This window comes from Neorhizobium alkalisoli (assembly GCF_002968635.1).
GTDB lineage: Bacteria > Pseudomonadota > Alphaproteobacteria > Rhizobiales > Rhizobiaceae > Neorhizobium > Neorhizobium alkalisoli.
In genome coordinates this window covers 52,133-66,970 of the sequence record NZ_PVBN01000006.1, presented here as the reverse complement: position 1 = coordinate 66,970, position 14,838 = coordinate 52,133, and the positions used below count along the sequence as shown (strand labels likewise).

Sequence of the window (14,838 nt, the reverse complement as noted above, 5' to 3'; positions counted from 1 at the left end):
CATTCTCCCTCTGAGATTGGTTTGCCCTTCCGGCCGGACCGCAGCAAGCGGCAAAGCCGTTCTTCCGCAGCTTTACGCTGTCTTTCCACCTATAGCCTTGCGAAGGAAGCCTCCGGCACCCTCAAGCGCCGCACGCGCGTTGCCGACTTCCATTCCCGTAAGCTGGATGAGGATCGCGAGCTTGACGTCGTTCTGCGTCAGATCGAGCACCTCTCTTGCCTCGTCGGGCGAACAGCCGGTCGCCTGCATGACGATGCGGGCGGCGCGCGCCACGAGCTTCTGGTTGCTGGCGTGGAGATCGACCATCAGGTTCTGGTAGGTCTTGCCGATGCGGATCATGCTGGCGGTGGTCAGCATGTTGAGGACCAGTTTTTGCGCCGTGCCTGATTTCAACCGCGTCGAACCGGTCAGGATTTCGGGACCGACAACCGGTGAAATGGCGATATCGGCAATGGCTGCAATCACCGAATTCGGGTTGCAGGAGAGGGCGACGGTCTTGGCCCCGAGTGTCTTCGCATAGGTGAGCGCGCCGATGACATAGGGCGTGCGGCCGCTGACGGCGATGCCGACGACCACGTCATCCGCCGTCAGCCCGATATCCAGGAGAGCCTGGCGACCCTGATCCGGATCGTCCTCGGCGCCTTCGATCGCATGCATCAGGGCCTCGGTTCCGCCGGCAATCAATCCCACGACCATGCCTTCCGGCACGCTGAAGGTCGGCGGACATTCCGACGCGTCAAGGACACCCAGTCGGCCGCTGGTACCGGCCCCGATGTAGACCAGCCGCGCGCCTTTCTGAAAAGCTCTGACGATCTCGTCGACCGCCTCCGCGATCTGCGGGATGACTTCTTCGACAGCCGCGGGGACGCCCTTGTCCTCCTCGTTGATCGATCGGAGGACCTCCGCAGTCGGGAACAGATCGATCTCCATGGAGCGGGGATTGCGGTCTTCCGAGACCAGTCCTTCCAGCTCGGATATCAGCTGCGCTTCCGTCATGTTCCTGCCTTCGACCTCGGGCGGAGCGCCCTTTTCCGTCCGCCGTTAACCTTGGTAAAGGAGTAGGATCGTTCATTCCGTCTGTCAATCAGAAAAGGAATATTATATTCCTAACTTCTACGATGTTCGCGTGGCTCGGCAGTAGCGGCTCAGCGGCTAACAGCAGCTTTTCGCGAGAGGATGATTGCGCCCGATACGGCATCGCCATCCGCCGGCTTCAGCCGCCGACGGACGTCCGGGGCCAACCACGCCTCAAGTGGGCTCGAGAGGCCGCCAAGCAGCGTGACGCGCGGCGCACCAAGTTCGAACAGGGTGCGGACCAGCGTGTCGATCTGCTCTGCTGCAGACTGGACTATCCGGCGACCGGCTGAATCGCCCTGATCCGCATGGCGCATCACCATTGGCGCCAGTGCCGCATAGTCGGTGGCGGTTGCCCGATCCATCCAGGCGACGGCCTCCATCGGGTCGCCTTTGAAGCGCTGCATGACTTCGCCGAGCAGGGCAGTTTTCTCAAGCCGACCGTCGTGGGAGCGCAATGCGAGCTGGATGGCTTTCAGGCCGAGGTCGGCACCGCTGCCCTCATCGGAGATGGGAAAGCCGTAACCGCCGACGCGAAGGTTCCTTCCCTCCACGACACCCAGCCCGATCGAGCCGGTGCCGGCGATCACGATCGCGCCGTCGCGGCCGGAATGCGCGCCGAGGCAGGCGCCCATGCCGTCGCTGGTAAATTCAACGCTTGCAAACGGATGCGGGATTGCCGTCAGGGCCTCCAGCGCGCCCTTGCGACCTATTCCGGCAAGGCCGATGCCGACATGGGTTTGGGCGACCTCATCTGGACCAAATCCGGCTTCGTCCAATGCAGCGTTGAAGGCGCGCGATATGGAGGCCCAAGCCTCTTCGATGCCGAGGCGGGTGGTGGCAGGACCGGAGAGGCCTTGTCCCAGCACGGCGCCTGAACCGTCCTCGACGCGTGCACGGCAACCCGTGCCGCCCCCGTCGACGCCCAGGAAATAGTGTTCGCCCGATGCCGTCATTCGCTGAGCCGTTCGATATCGGCGCCGCAGAGGCGCAGTTTCCGGTCGAGCTGCTCATAACCGCGGTCGAGATGGTAGACCCGGTTGACGACGGTTTCGCCGGTCGACACAAGTCCTGCCAATACGAGTGAAACCGATGCGCGAAGGTCGGTCGCCATGACCTGGGCGCCCTTGAGGGACGTGCCGCCCCGCACCAGCGCGGTAGTGCCCTGAAGGGAAATGTTAGCTCCGAGCCGCATCAATTCCGGAACGTGCATGAACCGGCTCTCAAACACCGTCTCGCGGATCAGGGACGCGCCGTCCGCGCAGGCGGCGAGCGCCATGAACTGCGCCTGAAGGTCAGTCGGGAAGCCGGGATAGGGTTCCGTGGTGATGTCGGCGGCTCTGAGCGGTCCGTCGCGCGACACGACAAGGCCACGGTCGCTCGGCCAGACGCTGGCGCCCATGGCCTCCAGCACCTGAACGACCGAAGCCACGTTTTCCAGCCGGGCATTGATCAATTCCAGCGAGCCGCCTGTAATGGCCGCTGCAACGGCATAGGTTCCGGCCTCGATGCGGTCGGGGATGCCGTGGTGTTTGGCCGGCCGCCAATTCGTCGGTCCTTCGATGAGCACACGGTGGGTGCCGGCTCCCTCGATGCGGGCTCCCATCGCACCGAGACAGGCGGCAAGATCGGCGACCTCCGGCTCGCGAGCGGCATTGAGGATTTCCGTCTCACCCTTTGCCGAAGTTGCCGTCATCATCGCCGTCTCGGTCGCGCCGACCGAAGGTGAGGGCAAAACGACGCGTCCACCTTTGAGACCATTGGGGGCAGAGGCGACAATGAGCCCGCTTTCGATGCGGATTTCCGCGCCGAGTGCAGCCAGAACCTTGATATGCATGTCGACGGGACGGGCGCCGATGGCGCAGCCACCGGGCAGTGACACGCGCGCATGGCCGAAGCGGGCAAGGAGCGGCGCCAGCACGAGAACGGTAGCCCGCATCCTGCGCACGGTATCGTAGGATGTTTCCGTCGAGACGATGGAGCCGGCATCGATAATCGTGGAATGTGCCGATCGCGTCACCTGGGCGCCATGCAGGCCGATGACGCCAAGCATATTCTCGACGTCGCTGACCTGCGGCAGGTTGGTGAGCTCGACCGGGTGGGGGCTCAGGAGGGCTGCTGCGATCTGGGGAAGCGCGGCATTCTTGGCGCCGGCAATGGTGACGGCGCCTTGAAGCTTATGACCGCCGATAATTCGCAATCTGTCCATGATGGAGCCTGCCGAAGGAGTGCAGGGATTCTGCTTAGACAACGAAAGTAAACGCACTATCTGCGGTGTCAATCTTTTGGAATTTTTTATTCCGACTTTTTGCTGCTAGTGTGATATGTCGACACGAGAGGCGCGACGGAAAGGCCAATGTCAGTCCTACGGAAGATCAACGCACAGCTTGAGGATATGGCTCCAGCGGATCGCCAGATCGGTCGGTTCATCCTGGACCACCCGGACCAGATGCTGAAACTGTCATCGGCGGCGCTCGCGGCGGAAACGGGCCGCAGTCAATCGAGCGTCGTCAAATTCAGCCAGAAGCTGGGTTTTGCGGGCTACCAGGAGCTGAAGCTCGCCGTCAGCAAGGCGAAGGCCCAGGAATGGCATGCTCCTCCAGGCATGATTCACGGCTCGATCGAAGTGGGAGACGGCTATCTCACGATCCTGCAGAAGCTGATCAGCAGCAAGATGCTTGCGATGCAGCAGACGCTTGCGGTCAACGGCGAACAGGAAATCGAGAGGGCGTTGACGGCTTTGAACGACGCGCGCCGTATTCACATGGCTGGCGTTGGAGCATCGTCGCTGGTTGCCCGGGACTTCTCCTACAAGCTGATGAAGCTCGGCCGCAATGTGCTGCATGACAGCGACAGCCATGTCCAGATGGCCAACGCCTCCACCCTGAATGCGGCTGATGTCCTGTTCGCATTTTCCTATTCCGGCGCGAGCATCGAGACGCTGAGGATTGCGGAACTCGCGCGAGAGCGAGGTGCCACCGTCGTTGCTGTCACCGGCCTTAACGGCGTACCGCTCACGCAGGTCGCCAATATCCGGCTTTATACCGTCGCCGACGAGGAGAGGGTGCGTTCGTCGTCCATCACGGCGCGCGATGCGCAGCTCATGCTGACGGACCTTCTTTTCATTCTCCTCATACAGCGCCAGCCCGACGCCAACGACTATGTCCACAACAGCGAGACCGCCGTTTCGGTCTTGAAGGCCAGATAGATATCTACACGGAAGCCGGTCGGTGCTTCAGGCGCATGACCTTGAAGAAGCCGTTCGGAAAGGTCCGGCGGATATCGGCAACCTCGAAATTGCCTCGACGCTCAGCCCATTCGGAGATCCGTGAGATACGGAAAGCCGAACTCCAGCCGACCTTGTGGACGAGCGGCGCGACCGCTTCCTCTATTACGCCCTGAATACCCCGTCCGTCGCCAAGCTTGCTGGCGATGATGATCTCACCGCCTGGCCTCAATACGCGGGCGCATTCATCCAGCGCCCACTCGGGATCGGGAATAAGGGTGACGACGAAGGGCAGGCAGACGGCGTCGAAGGAGCTATCGGCAAATTCAAGCCGGTGGGCGTCCATCACATGCAGCGCCACGACATGATCCAGCCCATCGCGGGCGACCTTTTTCCGGGCTTCGGCAATCATGGGTTCTGAAAGATCAACGCCCGTCACCCGGCATTGCTTGGGGTAGTAAGAAAGCATGAGGCCGGTGCCGACGCCGACTTCCAGAATATCGCTTCCGGCTTCAGCCGCCAGTTTCGCAACCGTCCGATGGCTGTCGCGCAGGAGCCCGCGATAGACACGATCGTAAATCGGAGCCCAGCGCTGATAGACCTTTCGCTGATGCTCTACATTGTTCCGGATTTCTGCCAAGATCGCCCCCCATCGATAGTTCGTCACGTTCCGTGAAACTCTCGATGGGGGATGATGGTTCCCGCAGATTGCCGTTTTACGACGGTGCAATCAGACTTTGCTCATGCGGCGCGCATGGCTTCGATAAACTTCTTTGCTCTTTCGGCAATGGTGGCGAGATCCGTACCTGGCTTATAGAGAGAAGAGCCAATGCCGAAGCCGGCTGCACCGGCCTGGCTGTAAGCGGTCATGTTTTCCGGCGTTACGCCCCCGACGGCGAGTACCGGAATTTCCTTCGGCAAGACAGCTTTCCAGGCCTTGATGATCAACGGCGGGATCGACTCGGCGGGAAAGGCTTTGACCCCGGTGGCGCCGGCCTCGATCGCCGCGAAGGCCTCTGTCGGCGTGGCTACTCCGGGCAGGCTCACCATGCCGGCTGCGCGCGTGGCTCTGATGACTTCCGGATTGGCATTGGGCGATATGATGACCCGGGAGCCGGTAGCGGCCACGTCAGCGACCTGGGAAGGCGTCAATACGGTGCCTGCGCCGATAATTGCCTGTTCTCCGAAACGTTTCACCAATTTCTCGATGCTTTTCAGGGGCTCCGGCGAATTGAGCGGCACTTCGATGATGCGCCATCCTGCGGCGATCAACGTTTCGCCCACCGCTTCGACTTCCCCCGGCGTGATGCCGCGCAGGATGGCGACGAGGTTGCAGGCCTTGAGTGCTTCTTCAAACGTCATGTCGAAACTCCTTAATGCTTCAGTGCTTTGCCGCCTCGGCAGCAATCAAGAGAATGCCGCGTTTGGCGGCGTTTTCCGGGCCGGGCTCGACAGTCAGAGCAAAGAGCGGCGCGACACGGCCATAACGGCTGTTCAGGATATTGTTGCCGACGATGCCGATCTCATCCCCGTTTTGAAACCAGCCGGCGGCGCGGGCCTGGCGGAACTCGGAGCCGATAACGAGGCCGGAAACGTAGTCGAGAATATCCTCGGGCTTCAGCTTGCCGTCGAGTATGCCGGTGCGGGCGCTGAAGATCGCCGAGAGGAATGCGTCGGCGCCGGCCGCGTCGCTTGCTGCAAATTCGGCGCCCTTGTCGAAGGCGCTCCATTTGGTGTCGCTGCCTGGCTGCGGCTCGAGGGCCTTGGCGATGAACGAGTGTTTCGTCAGAAGCGCGAAGACCTCGCCTGTTGCATAGGTCTGGAAGCCGGCGATCCGACCTGATGCGATGCGCGCCCATTTGCTGTGGGTGCCGGGCAGGACCAGGGTCCTGTCCTTGTCCAGGCCAAAACCGACGATCTGGGTTTCTTCCCCCCGCATGACATCTGGGAACGGCTGTGCGGCCGGGTTGCGCATGCCTGGCAGGAAGGTGATGACGGCGCCGTTTTCGAGCGTCTTTTTGCGCGTGCCGGCCGCCAATTCCGCGATGCCGGCAGGTGCATCGACGTATGGCACCTCGATCCAGCCGTTGCGGCTGGTGATCATACCGGTCGCAAGGACAGGGAGGGCCACGTGAGCCGAAAACCACTCGCCGACCGTGCGCATGAGAGCCGCTTCAAAGGCGCCGTCCTTGACGAACTGGATCCCGCCTTCGGAACTCTCACGCGTATCGAGCGTCTCGCCGGCTTCGCAAACCAGCATGGCACGCAGCGAACTCGTGCCCCAGTCCAAGATGATCGAGGTCGGTTGCGGCATGGCTATGTCATTCCTCCGGATGCGTTTTCGGCCCTTTCGATAGCCTGCCGCCTGGCGTCCTGTCGAGGGGTGATCTGGAATAAGTATGATAATTGCGAACAGCGCCCGGATGATCATCCAGTCGATGCTGCCCGGCATGGCGTCATTGAATTTCCCCGCCTGCATCGCCATTTTAGGGGCAAATCCAAAACTGAAGGAGGAAAGCATGGCGACGACTACCGAACGGGCCGTCCTGGCAGGCGGCTGTTTCTGGGGCATGCAGGACCTGATCCGGCGTTTGCCGGGGGTAATCTCCACTCGCGTCGGCTATAGCGGCGGCGACGTCCCGAATGCCACCTATCGCAATCACGGTACGCATGCCGAGGCTATCGAGATCATCTTCGATCCGGCCAGAACCAGTTACCGCGATATCCTGGAATTCTTCTTCCAGATCCATGATCCGAGCACGAAAAACCGCCAGGGCAACGATGTCGGCATGAGCTATCGTTCGGCGATCTACTACGAGAACGACGAGCAGAAGCGCGTCGCCGAAGACACGATCGCCGATGTCAACGCATCCGGACTGTGGCCGGGCAAGGTCGTGACGGAAGTGGAACCGGTCAGTGACTTCTGGCAGGCGGAGCCGGAACACCAAGATTATCTGGAGCGCTATCCGAATGGCTATACATGCCATTTCCCGCGTCCGAACTGGAAGCTGCCAAAGCGCAGCGAGAGTGCCAAAGTGGCTGCTGCCGAATAACCTATCTCAATTCATGAATCGGAGGCGCTGCCATGTCAAAATGGCAGCGCCTTTTTTGTTTAGGCCAAGGTGTAGGCGGTCTTCACGACAGTGAAGAATTCCGCAGCATACTTACCCTGTTCGCGCGGGCCGAAAGAGGAGGCTTTGCGGCCACCGAACGGCACGTGGAAATCGACGCCTGCGGTCGGCAGGTTGACCATCACCATGCCCGCTTCGGAGTTGCGCTTGAAATGGGTGGCGTATTTCAGGCTGGTCGTGGCGATGCCGGCGGACAAACCAAATGGCGTGTCGTTGGCAATCGCCAGCGCTTCCTCGTAGTTCTTGGCGCGGATAACGCTTGCGACCGGTCCAAAAATCTCCTCGCGGGAGATGCGCATCTGGTTGGTCGCTTCCGTGAACAGCGTCGGCTGCAGATAGAAGCCGGGGGTATCGCGCTTGATAACCTCACCGCCGAAGGCGAGCTTGGCGCCTTCCGACTTGCCGATGTCGATATAGTCAGTGTCCTGCTTCAGCTGCTTGTCGTCGACAACCGGGCCGATATGGCTGCCGGCCTTCAGAGCGTTGTCGACATTGAGCGTCTTCAGCTTCTCGGTCAGCGCGGCGACGAACTTGTCGTGGATGCCTTCCGTCACGATCAGGCGTGAGGAGGCGGTGCAGCGCTGGCCGGTCGAGAAGAAGCCGGAATTGGCCGCGGCCTCGACGGCGACATTGAGATCCGCGTCGTCAAGGACGACCATCGGGTTCTTGCCGCCCATTTCGAGCTGGAACTTGCGGTTATGCTCGATGGAAGCAAGTGCCACACGCTTGCCGGTGCCGGTGGAGCCGGTAAAGGTGATGCCGGCGAGGTCCGGGCTGTCGAGCATGGCCTGGCCGACGACCGAGCCGCGGCCCATGACGAGGTTCAGCACGCCCTTCGGAAGGCCGGCGCGGTGCAGGATGTCGACGATCGCCCAGGCGCAACCCGGAACCAGATCGGCCGGCTTGAAGACCACGGTATTGCCGTAGCAGAGGGCCGGGGCAATCTTCCAGGCCGGAATGGCGATCGGGAAATTCCAGGGCGTGATGATGCCGATGACGCCGAGGGGTTCGCGGGTAATCTCGACGCCGATATTCGGACGGGCGGAGGGCACCAGTTCGCCGGTCAGGCGCAGCGCCTCGCCGGCGAAGAAATCGAAGATCTGGGCGGCGCGGATGACTTCGCCGGTTGCTTCGGGAAGGATCTTGCCTTCCTCGCGGGCGAGCAGCGCGCCGAGTTCGTCCTTGCGGGCCAGGATTTCGTCGGAGGTCTTTCGCAGGATCGCGTGGCGTTCGAGGATGCCGGAACGCGACCAGGCCGGGAAGGCGGCTTTCGCGGCTGATATCGCCTGTTTGGCGTCTTCGGCGCTGCCCTGCGCATACATGCCCACGACGTCGTTGGTGTCGGATGGGTTGATGTTCTTGGAAGCATCGGAACCGACCCATTCGCCGGCAATCAGGTTCTGGTAGATGGTCATAGACCTCTCCTCTCATGTGAAAGGTCCCGCTTCTTAAGGCGGGACCGTCAGGAAACGTTATGCTCCGGCGCTCACTTGAAGAGGCTTGGCAGCCAGAGCGATAGGGCCGGGATATAAGTTACCGCCATCAATACTGCGACGCTGGCTCCAAAGAAAGGCCAGATCGTACGCATCGCCTCTCGTATCGAGATGCCGCCGACCGCGCAACCGACGAAGAGCACCGTGCCCACCGGTGGCGTGTTCAGACCGATGCCGGCATTGAGGATCATCACGACGCCGAAATGCACGGGATCAATGCCGAAGGCCTTGACGACCGGAAGCAGGATGGGGGTCGCGATGAGGACCATCGGCGCCATGTCCATGAATGTACCAAGGATCAGCAAGATGATGTTGATCATCAGCAGCACGATGATCGGGTTGTCGGAGATTGCCCCGATCGCGGCGATGATCAGCGTCTGTACCTGCAGGAAGGCCATCAACCAACTGAAGGCCGCCGCCGTGCCGATCACGAGCAAGACCATAGCGGTGGTGCGCACCGCGCCCATAACGGCCTCGACGAAACCGTCCCAGTTCAGTTCGCGATAGACCAGCATCGCGACGAGGAAGGCATAAAGGACGGCGATGCAGGAACTTTCGGTGGCGGTGAAGATGCCGGAGCGGACGCCGCCGAAGATGATGCCGATCAACAGCAGGCCGGGAGCCGCGGCGAGCAGATAATAGCCGACGCGCGCGAAGCCGGGAAACGGTTCGGCGGGATAACCGCGCTTGCGGGCGACCCACCATGCGGTGACCATCAGCGAGGCGGCGAGCAGCAGGCCGGGGATGATGCCGGCGGTGAAGAGATCTGCGACCGAGACGTTGCCGCCGGCCGCGATCGAATAGAGGATCATGTTGTGCGACGGCGGAACCATCAGCGCAATGATGGCGGCATTGACGGTGACGTTGACCGCATAGTCCTTGTCATAACCCCGCTTCGCCATTTGCGGGATCATCAGGCCGCCGACCGCCGACGCGTCGGCGACGGCCGAGCCGGAGATGCCGCCGAACAGTGTCGACGCGACGATGTTCACCTGGCCGAGGCCGCCTTTCAGGTGGCCCACAAGACCGGCCGCAAAGCGAATGAGCCGATGGGCGATGCCGCCGCGCACCATAAGGTCGCCGGCGAAGATGAAGAACGGGATCGCCATCATGGCGAAGACGTTCATGCCGGAGTTCAGTTGCTGGAAGACGACGATCGGCGGCAGGCCGATGTAGAGGACGGTAGCGAAGGCGGCGATGCCGAGGCAGAAGGCAATCGGCATGCCGATCAGCATCAGTAGCGTGAAGGAGCCGAAAAGGATCGTATAGGCCATCAGATCACCTCCGCCGCGACGATGTCAGCCGCGACTTCCTCGCCGATCGCAACATCGACGAAACGTTCAAGGGCGAAGATCGAGATCATCGCGCCGCCGACGATCATCGGGAAGAAGTCTGTGCCGCCCGGCCAGCCGAGAACGGGAATGGTTGCAGTCCAGGTGCCGATGGCGAGCAGGGTCGCATAGTAGGCCATGCCGATGCCGAACAGAACGATCAGGCCGAGGCTCAACAGGTCCATGGCTTTCTGAATGGCCGGCGGCATCATGTAGCGCACGATATCCAGACCCAGATGTACGCTTTCACGTACGCCGACCGCGGCGCCCAGCATGATGAACCAGGACATGAGATAGAGTGAAAGTGTTTCCGACCAGCTTGGCGAGTCGTTCAGGACGTAACGTCCGAATACCTGCCAACCGACGATGAGCGTCATGGCGATGAGGCCGACACCAGCAATATAAAGCGATAGGCGGCTGATGCCGGCCAATATGGGCCGGATAGTCCGCATGAAAACCAACATGTCCTTGTCCTCCAATACCCGGCCAGTTCCCCCGTGCCGGAAATAAAAAAACCGGCCCTCGCGAACGAGGGCCGGTTCTTGTTTTTGCGTTACTTGACTGCCTGGATCTGTTCCAGAAGAGCCTTCTGCTTCGGGTCGGTCACGAACTTGTCGTAGACCGGCTTCATCGCAGCCGCGAACTCTTCCTTGTTGACCTCGATGACATTGGAGCCGCCGGCGCGGACCTTTGCTTCCGACGACTTTTCGCGGGCAGCCCAGAGTTCGCGCATTTTTGTCGTCGATTCCTTGGCGGCCTGGCGGACGGCCTTCTGGTCCTCCGGCGAGAGCTTGTCCCAGGAGAGCTTGGACATGACCAGGATTTCCGGGTTCAGCGAGTGCTGGGTCAACGTATAGTTTTTAGCGACTTCGTAGTGGCGGGCCGACTCGTAGGACGGCCAGTTGTTCTCCGCGCCGTCGACCACGCCGGTTTCCAGCGACGAATAGACTTCGCCCATCGGCATCGGGGTCGGATTGGCGCCGAAGGCCTGCATCATGGCGATCCAGAGATCGGACTGCTGGACGCGAATCTTCATGCCTTTCAGGTCGGCGAGCTTCTGGATCGGCTTCTTGGTCGTGTAGAAGGAGCGGGCGCCGGAGTCGTAATAGGCGAGGCCGACCAGGCCGTGCGGTTCGAAGGCCTTGAGGATTTCCTCGCCGATCGGGCCGTCAACCACCTTGTGCATGTGTTCCGTCGAACGGAACAGGAAGGGCAGGCCGAGTACGGTCGTTTGCGGCACAAGGTTGTTGAACGGGGCGGCGTTCACACGGTTCATGTCGATGACGCCGAAACGGGTCTGTTCGATCGTGTCTTTCTCGCTGCCGAGCACCGAGTTGTTCATGACCTGGATCTTGATGCGGCCATTGGTGCTCTTGGACAGTAATTCACCCATATATTTGACCGCTTCCACGGTCGGATAGCCGTCCGGATGGATGTCGGCGGAGCGCAGCGTCACTTCCTGTGCGTGGGCGGTGGTTGCCGCCAGCGCCAGGCCTAATGCGAGGCCGAGCATCTTGGTGAGTTTCATGTTTTCCTCCTCAGTTGATCGCCGGCGCCTCCACGCGCCGGTCGTTGGGTATCAGTCTTCTGCGGCCTCCCTTGCCGTTTATTGGGCGGGCAGGCCGTAAAGTTCTTCTGGGTTTTTCACGAGCGCCAGCTCGCGTGCCGTGTCTGGAAGCCAGCCCAGCACCGTATCCGTCAGCGCCACGTCATCCGGATAATCGGCCTGTTCGCGGGCAAGGTTGTGGGGCCAGTTGGTGCCCCAGATGATGCGTTCGGGCGCATAGGCTGCGATCACCCGCGCCACGGCGGCGACGTCGGCATAGTCGGGGCCGCCCGATTTCGACGACTCGTAGACGCCGGCGAATTTGAACCAGCACCTGCCGCCGTCGATCAGCCGCTTGACGGCGTCGACCTGCGGACTGTCGGGCGTGACGCCTGCGAAGAACTTGCCGTGATGATCGAGCACCCAGCGGGATTTCAACTTCGCCAGTCGCGCTTCGTGGTCGAGAATGTTGCTGCCGTCGAACTGGACGGCGAGCATCCAGCCCCGGGAGGTCGCCTTGGCGTCGACGGCTTCGAGTTCGCCGAGGTTCACCGCGCCGCCGGGCAGGTCCATGATCCGCGCGCCGACATTGCCGGCTGCGGAAAGGCGCTCCAGTTCGGCGTCCGATGTGGTTGAGTCGATGACGCAGACGCCGCGGGCGATCGGTCCGAATTCGGCAAGGCATGCATTGAGGTTGGAATTGTCGCGCTGCTGGGCATTGCCCTGTGTGACGATGACCCGATCGATGCCGAGCCAGCGCATGAATTCGAGATACTGCGCGGGTGTCGGCAAATCTCCCGCCGGAAGGCCGGGACCGCCGGGCAGGGAGGGAAAGCCCGGCAGATAAGCATGCATCTGCGTATCGACCGCGCCCTTAGGCAGCTTAGTCTTGGGAGGATTGCCGGAAAGGGGGCGGACGAGCATCAGATATCTCCCATGCGGAATTCGGCGAGCGCATCGCGGTTGATTTCGATCCCGAGGCCGGGACCGTTCGGGATACTCACCACGCCGCGCTCGTGTTCGATCGGCGTTTTGATCACCGCCTGTCGGAACGGGTTGTGGGTGCGGTCGAATTCGAGGATCGGCTCGATCGGGTTGACCCGGACGGGGCTCGGGATCATCGCCGCCATGAATTGCAATGCGGCTGCAATATGCACAGCGGTGCCCCAGACATGCGGCACGACGCGGATGCCGTGCAATGCGGCGAGGTCGGCGACGCGCTTTGCTTCGGTGAAGCCGCCAACGCCAGCCAGATCGGGCTGCAGGATATCGACGGCGCGGGTTTCCACCGGCTCGCGCATGCCCCAGCGGCTGTGCCAGGTCTCGCCGCCGGCAACCGGGATCGGTTGGCGGGCACGGACCTCGCGATAAGCCGCGAGCTGTTCGGGCACCACAGGCTCCTCGAACCAGTCGATGTTGAGTTCTGCGGCTGCCTGGCCGAATCGGATCGCCTCGATGGCGTCATAACCGTGGTTGGCATCCACCATCAGCCGCATGTCGGGGCCAACGGCGTCGCGCACGGCGCGGATGACCCGGAGATCTTCCTCGACGCCGAAGCCGATCTTGATCTTGCTGGCGTGGAAGCCCTCATCCCAATAGCGCGCGACATCCGTCGCATTGTCCTCGACGCGGTCGACGCCGTCCCGTTTGAAGCTGCCGGTCGCATAAGCCTTGACCGACTCCCGGAAACGGCCGCCGAGCAGGATCGAGACCGGCGCGCCGAAATGCTTGCCCTTGATGTCCCAGAGCGCGATGTCGATGCCGGAAAGAGCCGTGACGGCAAGACCGCGCTGGCCCTGGTCGCGCAGCGCATTGTAGAGCCGCGCCCAGATCTTTTCCGATTCCAGCGGATTTTCGCCGATCAGCCAATTTGCATAGGCTGCGACGACCGCGGCATTCGGCCGGGCAGGGCCGAGGCACTCTCCCCAGCCGATCGTGCCGTCGTCGCACTCGATCTCGACCAGAACATGTGCACGGCGATCGAAGCGCATGGAAGCGCTCTCGAAGGCCACATCGAGCTTGTGTTCGAGAAGGTGAGTGCGAACCGACGCGATTTTCATGGCGTTACCGCTTGTGGGAGCCAATGAGCTGCAGAAGCATTTCTTCTTCTTCCGCCGTCAGATCGTCGAGCGGCGGACGTACCTTGCCGGCATCGAAACCCTGGAGGCGAACGCCTGCCTTGATCGCCGAAACCGCATAGCCCTTGCGGCGGCTGCGCAGCGCCATGAAAGGATAGAAGAAGTCCCGCAGGATCTCCTCGCAACGGGTGCGATTGCCTGCCCGCAGCGCCTTGTAGAATTCGACTGCCAGCCCCGGCACGAAGTTGAAGACGGCGGAGGAATAGGTCGTGAATCCGGCCCCGAGATAGGCTTCCGCAAAGAGTTCGGCAGTCGGCATGCCGCCGAGATACATCAGCCGATCGCCCATGCTGGCGGTAATCTGACGGACCAGTCCGATGTCGCCGGTACCATCCTTGAAGGCGATGAGGTTCGGGCACTCGTCACAGAGACGTTTCAGCGTGTCGACCTGCAGTACCGAATTGTCACGGTTGTAGACCATGACGCCGATGCCGACGGACTGGCAGATGCGCTTCACGTGCTGATAAAGCCCTTCCTGTGGTGCGTCGATGAGGTAATGCGGCAGCAGCAGAAGGCCGTCGGCGCCGGCCTTTTCGACAGCGCGGGCGAGTTCGACGCCGACATGGGTGCCGAAGCCGCAGCCCGAGACGATCGCAGTCTTGCCGGAGGCTTCCTTGGCGGCCGCGACGATGCCGGGAATTTCATTCGGAGAGAGCGAGAAGAACTCGCCGGTGCCGCCGGCCGCAAAGAGAACCGGCGCATCGAAGCCAGACAGCCATTCGATATGGCGACGATAACTTTCCGGCTGAAACTGGCCTTCCTTGTCGAAGTGGGTGACGGGAAAGGACAGTAGGCCAGCCCCAAGCGTAGCCTTGATTTCTTCAGGCGTCATGATTTTGGATTCCTCTGTAAGCGTGTCCTCCGGACGAAAATTGTCGTACAGGTTGGAGGTACATGTG

Annotated in this window: 15 protein-coding genes; 2 read left to right on the top strand and 13 right to left on the bottom strand. The window is 61.7% G+C overall.

What is annotated here, in order from left to right; translation table 11 throughout:
• Positions 1 to 72 precede the first annotated feature (72 nt).
• From murQ to murA, 3 genes are all read right to left on the bottom strand, one after another.
• A complete protein-coding gene (murQ, locus tag C5L13_RS14575; protein ID WP_105384018.1) occupies positions 73 to 996 on the bottom strand; it encodes an N-acetylmuramic acid 6-phosphate etherase in 924 nt (307 codons plus the stop codon).
• A 149-nt stretch (positions 997 to 1,145) separates the two neighbouring features.
• Entirely contained in the window at positions 1,146 to 2,030 is an 885-nt protein-coding gene (locus C5L13_RS14570; RefSeq protein WP_105384017.1) for an N-acetylglucosamine kinase, read from the bottom strand.
• Positions 2,027 to 3,283 (bottom strand): UDP-N-acetylglucosamine 1-carboxyvinyltransferase, encoded by a 1,257-nt coding sequence (gene murA, locus C5L13_RS14565; RefSeq protein WP_105384016.1) that lies wholly within the window; start codon positions 3,281 to 3,283, stop codon positions 2,027 to 2,029. Before murA ends, C5L13_RS14570 begins: the two co-directional genes overlap by 4 nt.
• A 147-nt stretch (positions 3,284 to 3,430) precedes the next feature.
• Between murA and C5L13_RS14560 the strand changes: the two genes are divergently transcribed.
• Positions 3,431 to 4,282 (top strand): MurR/RpiR family transcriptional regulator, encoded by an 852-nt coding sequence (locus C5L13_RS14560; RefSeq protein WP_105384015.1) that lies wholly within the window; start codon positions 3,431 to 3,433, stop codon positions 4,280 to 4,282.
• A 4-nt stretch (positions 4,283 to 4,286) separates the two neighbouring features.
• Here the strand turns inward: C5L13_RS14560 and C5L13_RS14555 are convergent, their stop codons facing one another.
• From C5L13_RS14555 to C5L13_RS14545, 3 genes are all read right to left on the bottom strand, one after another.
• Entirely contained in the window at positions 4,287 to 4,940 is a 654-nt protein-coding gene (locus tag C5L13_RS14555) for a class I SAM-dependent methyltransferase (RefSeq protein ID WP_105384014.1), read from the bottom strand.
• A 101-nt stretch (positions 4,941 to 5,041) separates the two neighbouring features.
• A complete protein-coding gene (locus C5L13_RS14550) occupies positions 5,042 to 5,662 on the bottom strand; it encodes a 2-dehydro-3-deoxy-6-phosphogalactonate aldolase (protein ID WP_105384013.1) in 621 nt (206 codons plus the stop codon).
• 19 nt (positions 5,663 to 5,681) lie between these two features.
• Positions 5,682 to 6,614 carry a 2-dehydro-3-deoxygalactonokinase gene (locus tag C5L13_RS14545; RefSeq protein WP_105384012.1) on the bottom strand — a complete coding sequence of 311 codons (933 nt, stop codon included), beginning with the start codon at positions 6,612 to 6,614 and terminating at the stop codon, positions 5,682 to 5,684.
• Positions 6,615 to 6,819: 205 nt separating this feature from the next.
• On the opposite strand from C5L13_RS14545, the gene msrA reads away from it, so the two are divergent.
• Positions 6,820 to 7,353, top strand: coding sequence for a peptide-methionine (S)-S-oxide reductase MsrA (gene msrA / locus C5L13_RS14540; RefSeq protein WP_105384308.1), 534 nt, complete (start codon positions 6,820 to 6,822; stop codon positions 7,351 to 7,353).
• A gap of 59 nt (positions 7,354 to 7,412) precedes the next feature.
• Here the strand turns inward: msrA and C5L13_RS14535 are convergent, their stop codons facing one another.
• From C5L13_RS14535 to kdgD, 7 genes are all read right to left on the bottom strand, one after another.
• Positions 7,413 to 8,846 carry an aldehyde dehydrogenase family protein gene (locus C5L13_RS14535; RefSeq protein WP_105384011.1) on the bottom strand — a complete coding sequence of 478 codons (1,434 nt, stop codon included), beginning with the start codon at positions 8,844 to 8,846 and terminating at the stop codon, positions 7,413 to 7,415.
• A 71-nt stretch (positions 8,847 to 8,917) separates the two neighbouring features.
• On the bottom strand, positions 8,918 to 10,198 hold the full coding sequence (locus C5L13_RS14530) for a TRAP transporter large permease (protein WP_105384010.1): 1,281 nt from the start codon (positions 10,196 to 10,198) through the stop codon (positions 8,918 to 8,920).
• Positions 10,198 to 10,719, bottom strand: coding sequence for a TRAP transporter small permease (locus C5L13_RS14525; RefSeq protein WP_105384009.1), 522 nt, complete (start codon positions 10,717 to 10,719; stop codon positions 10,198 to 10,200). Before C5L13_RS14525 ends, C5L13_RS14530 begins: the two co-directional genes overlap by 1 nt.
• Before the next feature lie 89 nt (positions 10,720 to 10,808).
• Positions 10,809 to 11,783, bottom strand: a complete 975-nt coding sequence (locus C5L13_RS14520; protein WP_105384008.1) for a TRAP transporter substrate-binding protein — start codon at positions 11,781 to 11,783, stop codon at positions 10,809 to 10,811.
• A 78-nt stretch (positions 11,784 to 11,861) separates the two neighbouring features.
• Positions 11,862 to 12,725, bottom strand: coding sequence for an amidohydrolase family protein (locus C5L13_RS14515; RefSeq protein ID WP_105384007.1), 864 nt, complete (start codon positions 12,723 to 12,725; stop codon positions 11,862 to 11,864).
• The gene (locus tag C5L13_RS14510) at positions 12,725 to 13,861 is read right to left on the bottom strand and encodes a mandelate racemase/muconate lactonizing enzyme family protein (RefSeq protein WP_105384307.1); all 1,137 of its coding nucleotides are present in this window, start codon (positions 13,859 to 13,861) and stop codon (positions 12,725 to 12,727) included. Before C5L13_RS14510 ends, C5L13_RS14515 begins: the two co-directional genes overlap by 1 nt.
• Positions 13,862 to 13,865: 4 nt before the next feature.
• Entirely contained in the window at positions 13,866 to 14,771 is a 906-nt protein-coding gene (gene kdgD / locus C5L13_RS14505) for a 5-dehydro-4-deoxyglucarate dehydratase (protein WP_105384006.1), read from the bottom strand.
• Positions 14,772 to 14,838 lie beyond the last annotated feature (67 nt).

What these genes read in the sequence shown, in the direction of transcription:
- msrA (WP_105384308.1), top strand. Translation starts at nt 6,820, where the DNA reads ATGGCGACGACTACCGAACGGGCCGTCCTGGCAGGCGGCTGTTTCTGG.
- kdgD (WP_105384006.1), bottom strand. Translation starts at nt 14,771, where the DNA reads ATGACGCCTGAAGAAATCAAGGCTACGCTTGGGGCTGGCCTACTGTCC.
- C5L13_RS14515 (WP_105384007.1), bottom strand. Translation starts at nt 12,725, where the DNA reads ATGCTCGTCCGCCCCCTTTCCGGCAATCCTCCCAAGACTAAGCTGCCT.
- C5L13_RS14550 (WP_105384013.1), bottom strand. Translation starts at nt 5,662, where the DNA reads ATGACGTTTGAAGAAGCACTCAAGGCCTGCAACCTCGTCGCCATCCTG.
- C5L13_RS14510 (WP_105384307.1), bottom strand. Translation starts at nt 13,861, where the DNA reads ATGAAAATCGCGTCGGTTCGCACTCACCTTCTCGAACACAAGCTCGAT.
- C5L13_RS14535 (WP_105384011.1), bottom strand. Translation starts at nt 8,846, where the DNA reads ATGACCATCTACCAGAACCTGATTGCCGGCGAATGGGTCGGTTCCGAT.
- C5L13_RS14560 (WP_105384015.1), top strand. Translation starts at nt 3,431, where the DNA reads ATGTCAGTCCTACGGAAGATCAACGCACAGCTTGAGGATATGGCTCCA.
- C5L13_RS14570 (WP_105384017.1), bottom strand. Translation starts at nt 2,030, where the DNA reads ATGACGGCATCGGGCGAACACTATTTCCTGGGCGTCGACGGGGGCGGC.
- C5L13_RS14530 (WP_105384010.1), bottom strand. Translation starts at nt 10,198, where the DNA reads ATGGCCTATACGATCCTTTTCGGCTCCTTCACGCTACTGATGCTGATC.
- C5L13_RS14525 (WP_105384009.1), bottom strand. Translation starts at nt 10,719, where the DNA reads ATGTTGGTTTTCATGCGGACTATCCGGCCCATATTGGCCGGCATCAGC.
- murA (WP_105384016.1), bottom strand. Translation starts at nt 3,283, where the DNA reads ATGGACAGATTGCGAATTATCGGCGGTCATAAGCTTCAAGGCGCCGTC.
- C5L13_RS14520 (WP_105384008.1), bottom strand. Translation starts at nt 11,783, where the DNA reads ATGAAACTCACCAAGATGCTCGGCCTCGCATTAGGCCTGGCGCTGGCG.
- murQ (WP_105384018.1), bottom strand. Translation starts at nt 996, where the DNA reads ATGACGGAAGCGCAGCTGATATCCGAGCTGGAAGGACTGGTCTCGGAA.
- C5L13_RS14545 (WP_105384012.1), bottom strand. Translation starts at nt 6,614, where the DNA reads ATGCCGCAACCGACCTCGATCATCTTGGACTGGGGCACGAGTTCGCTG.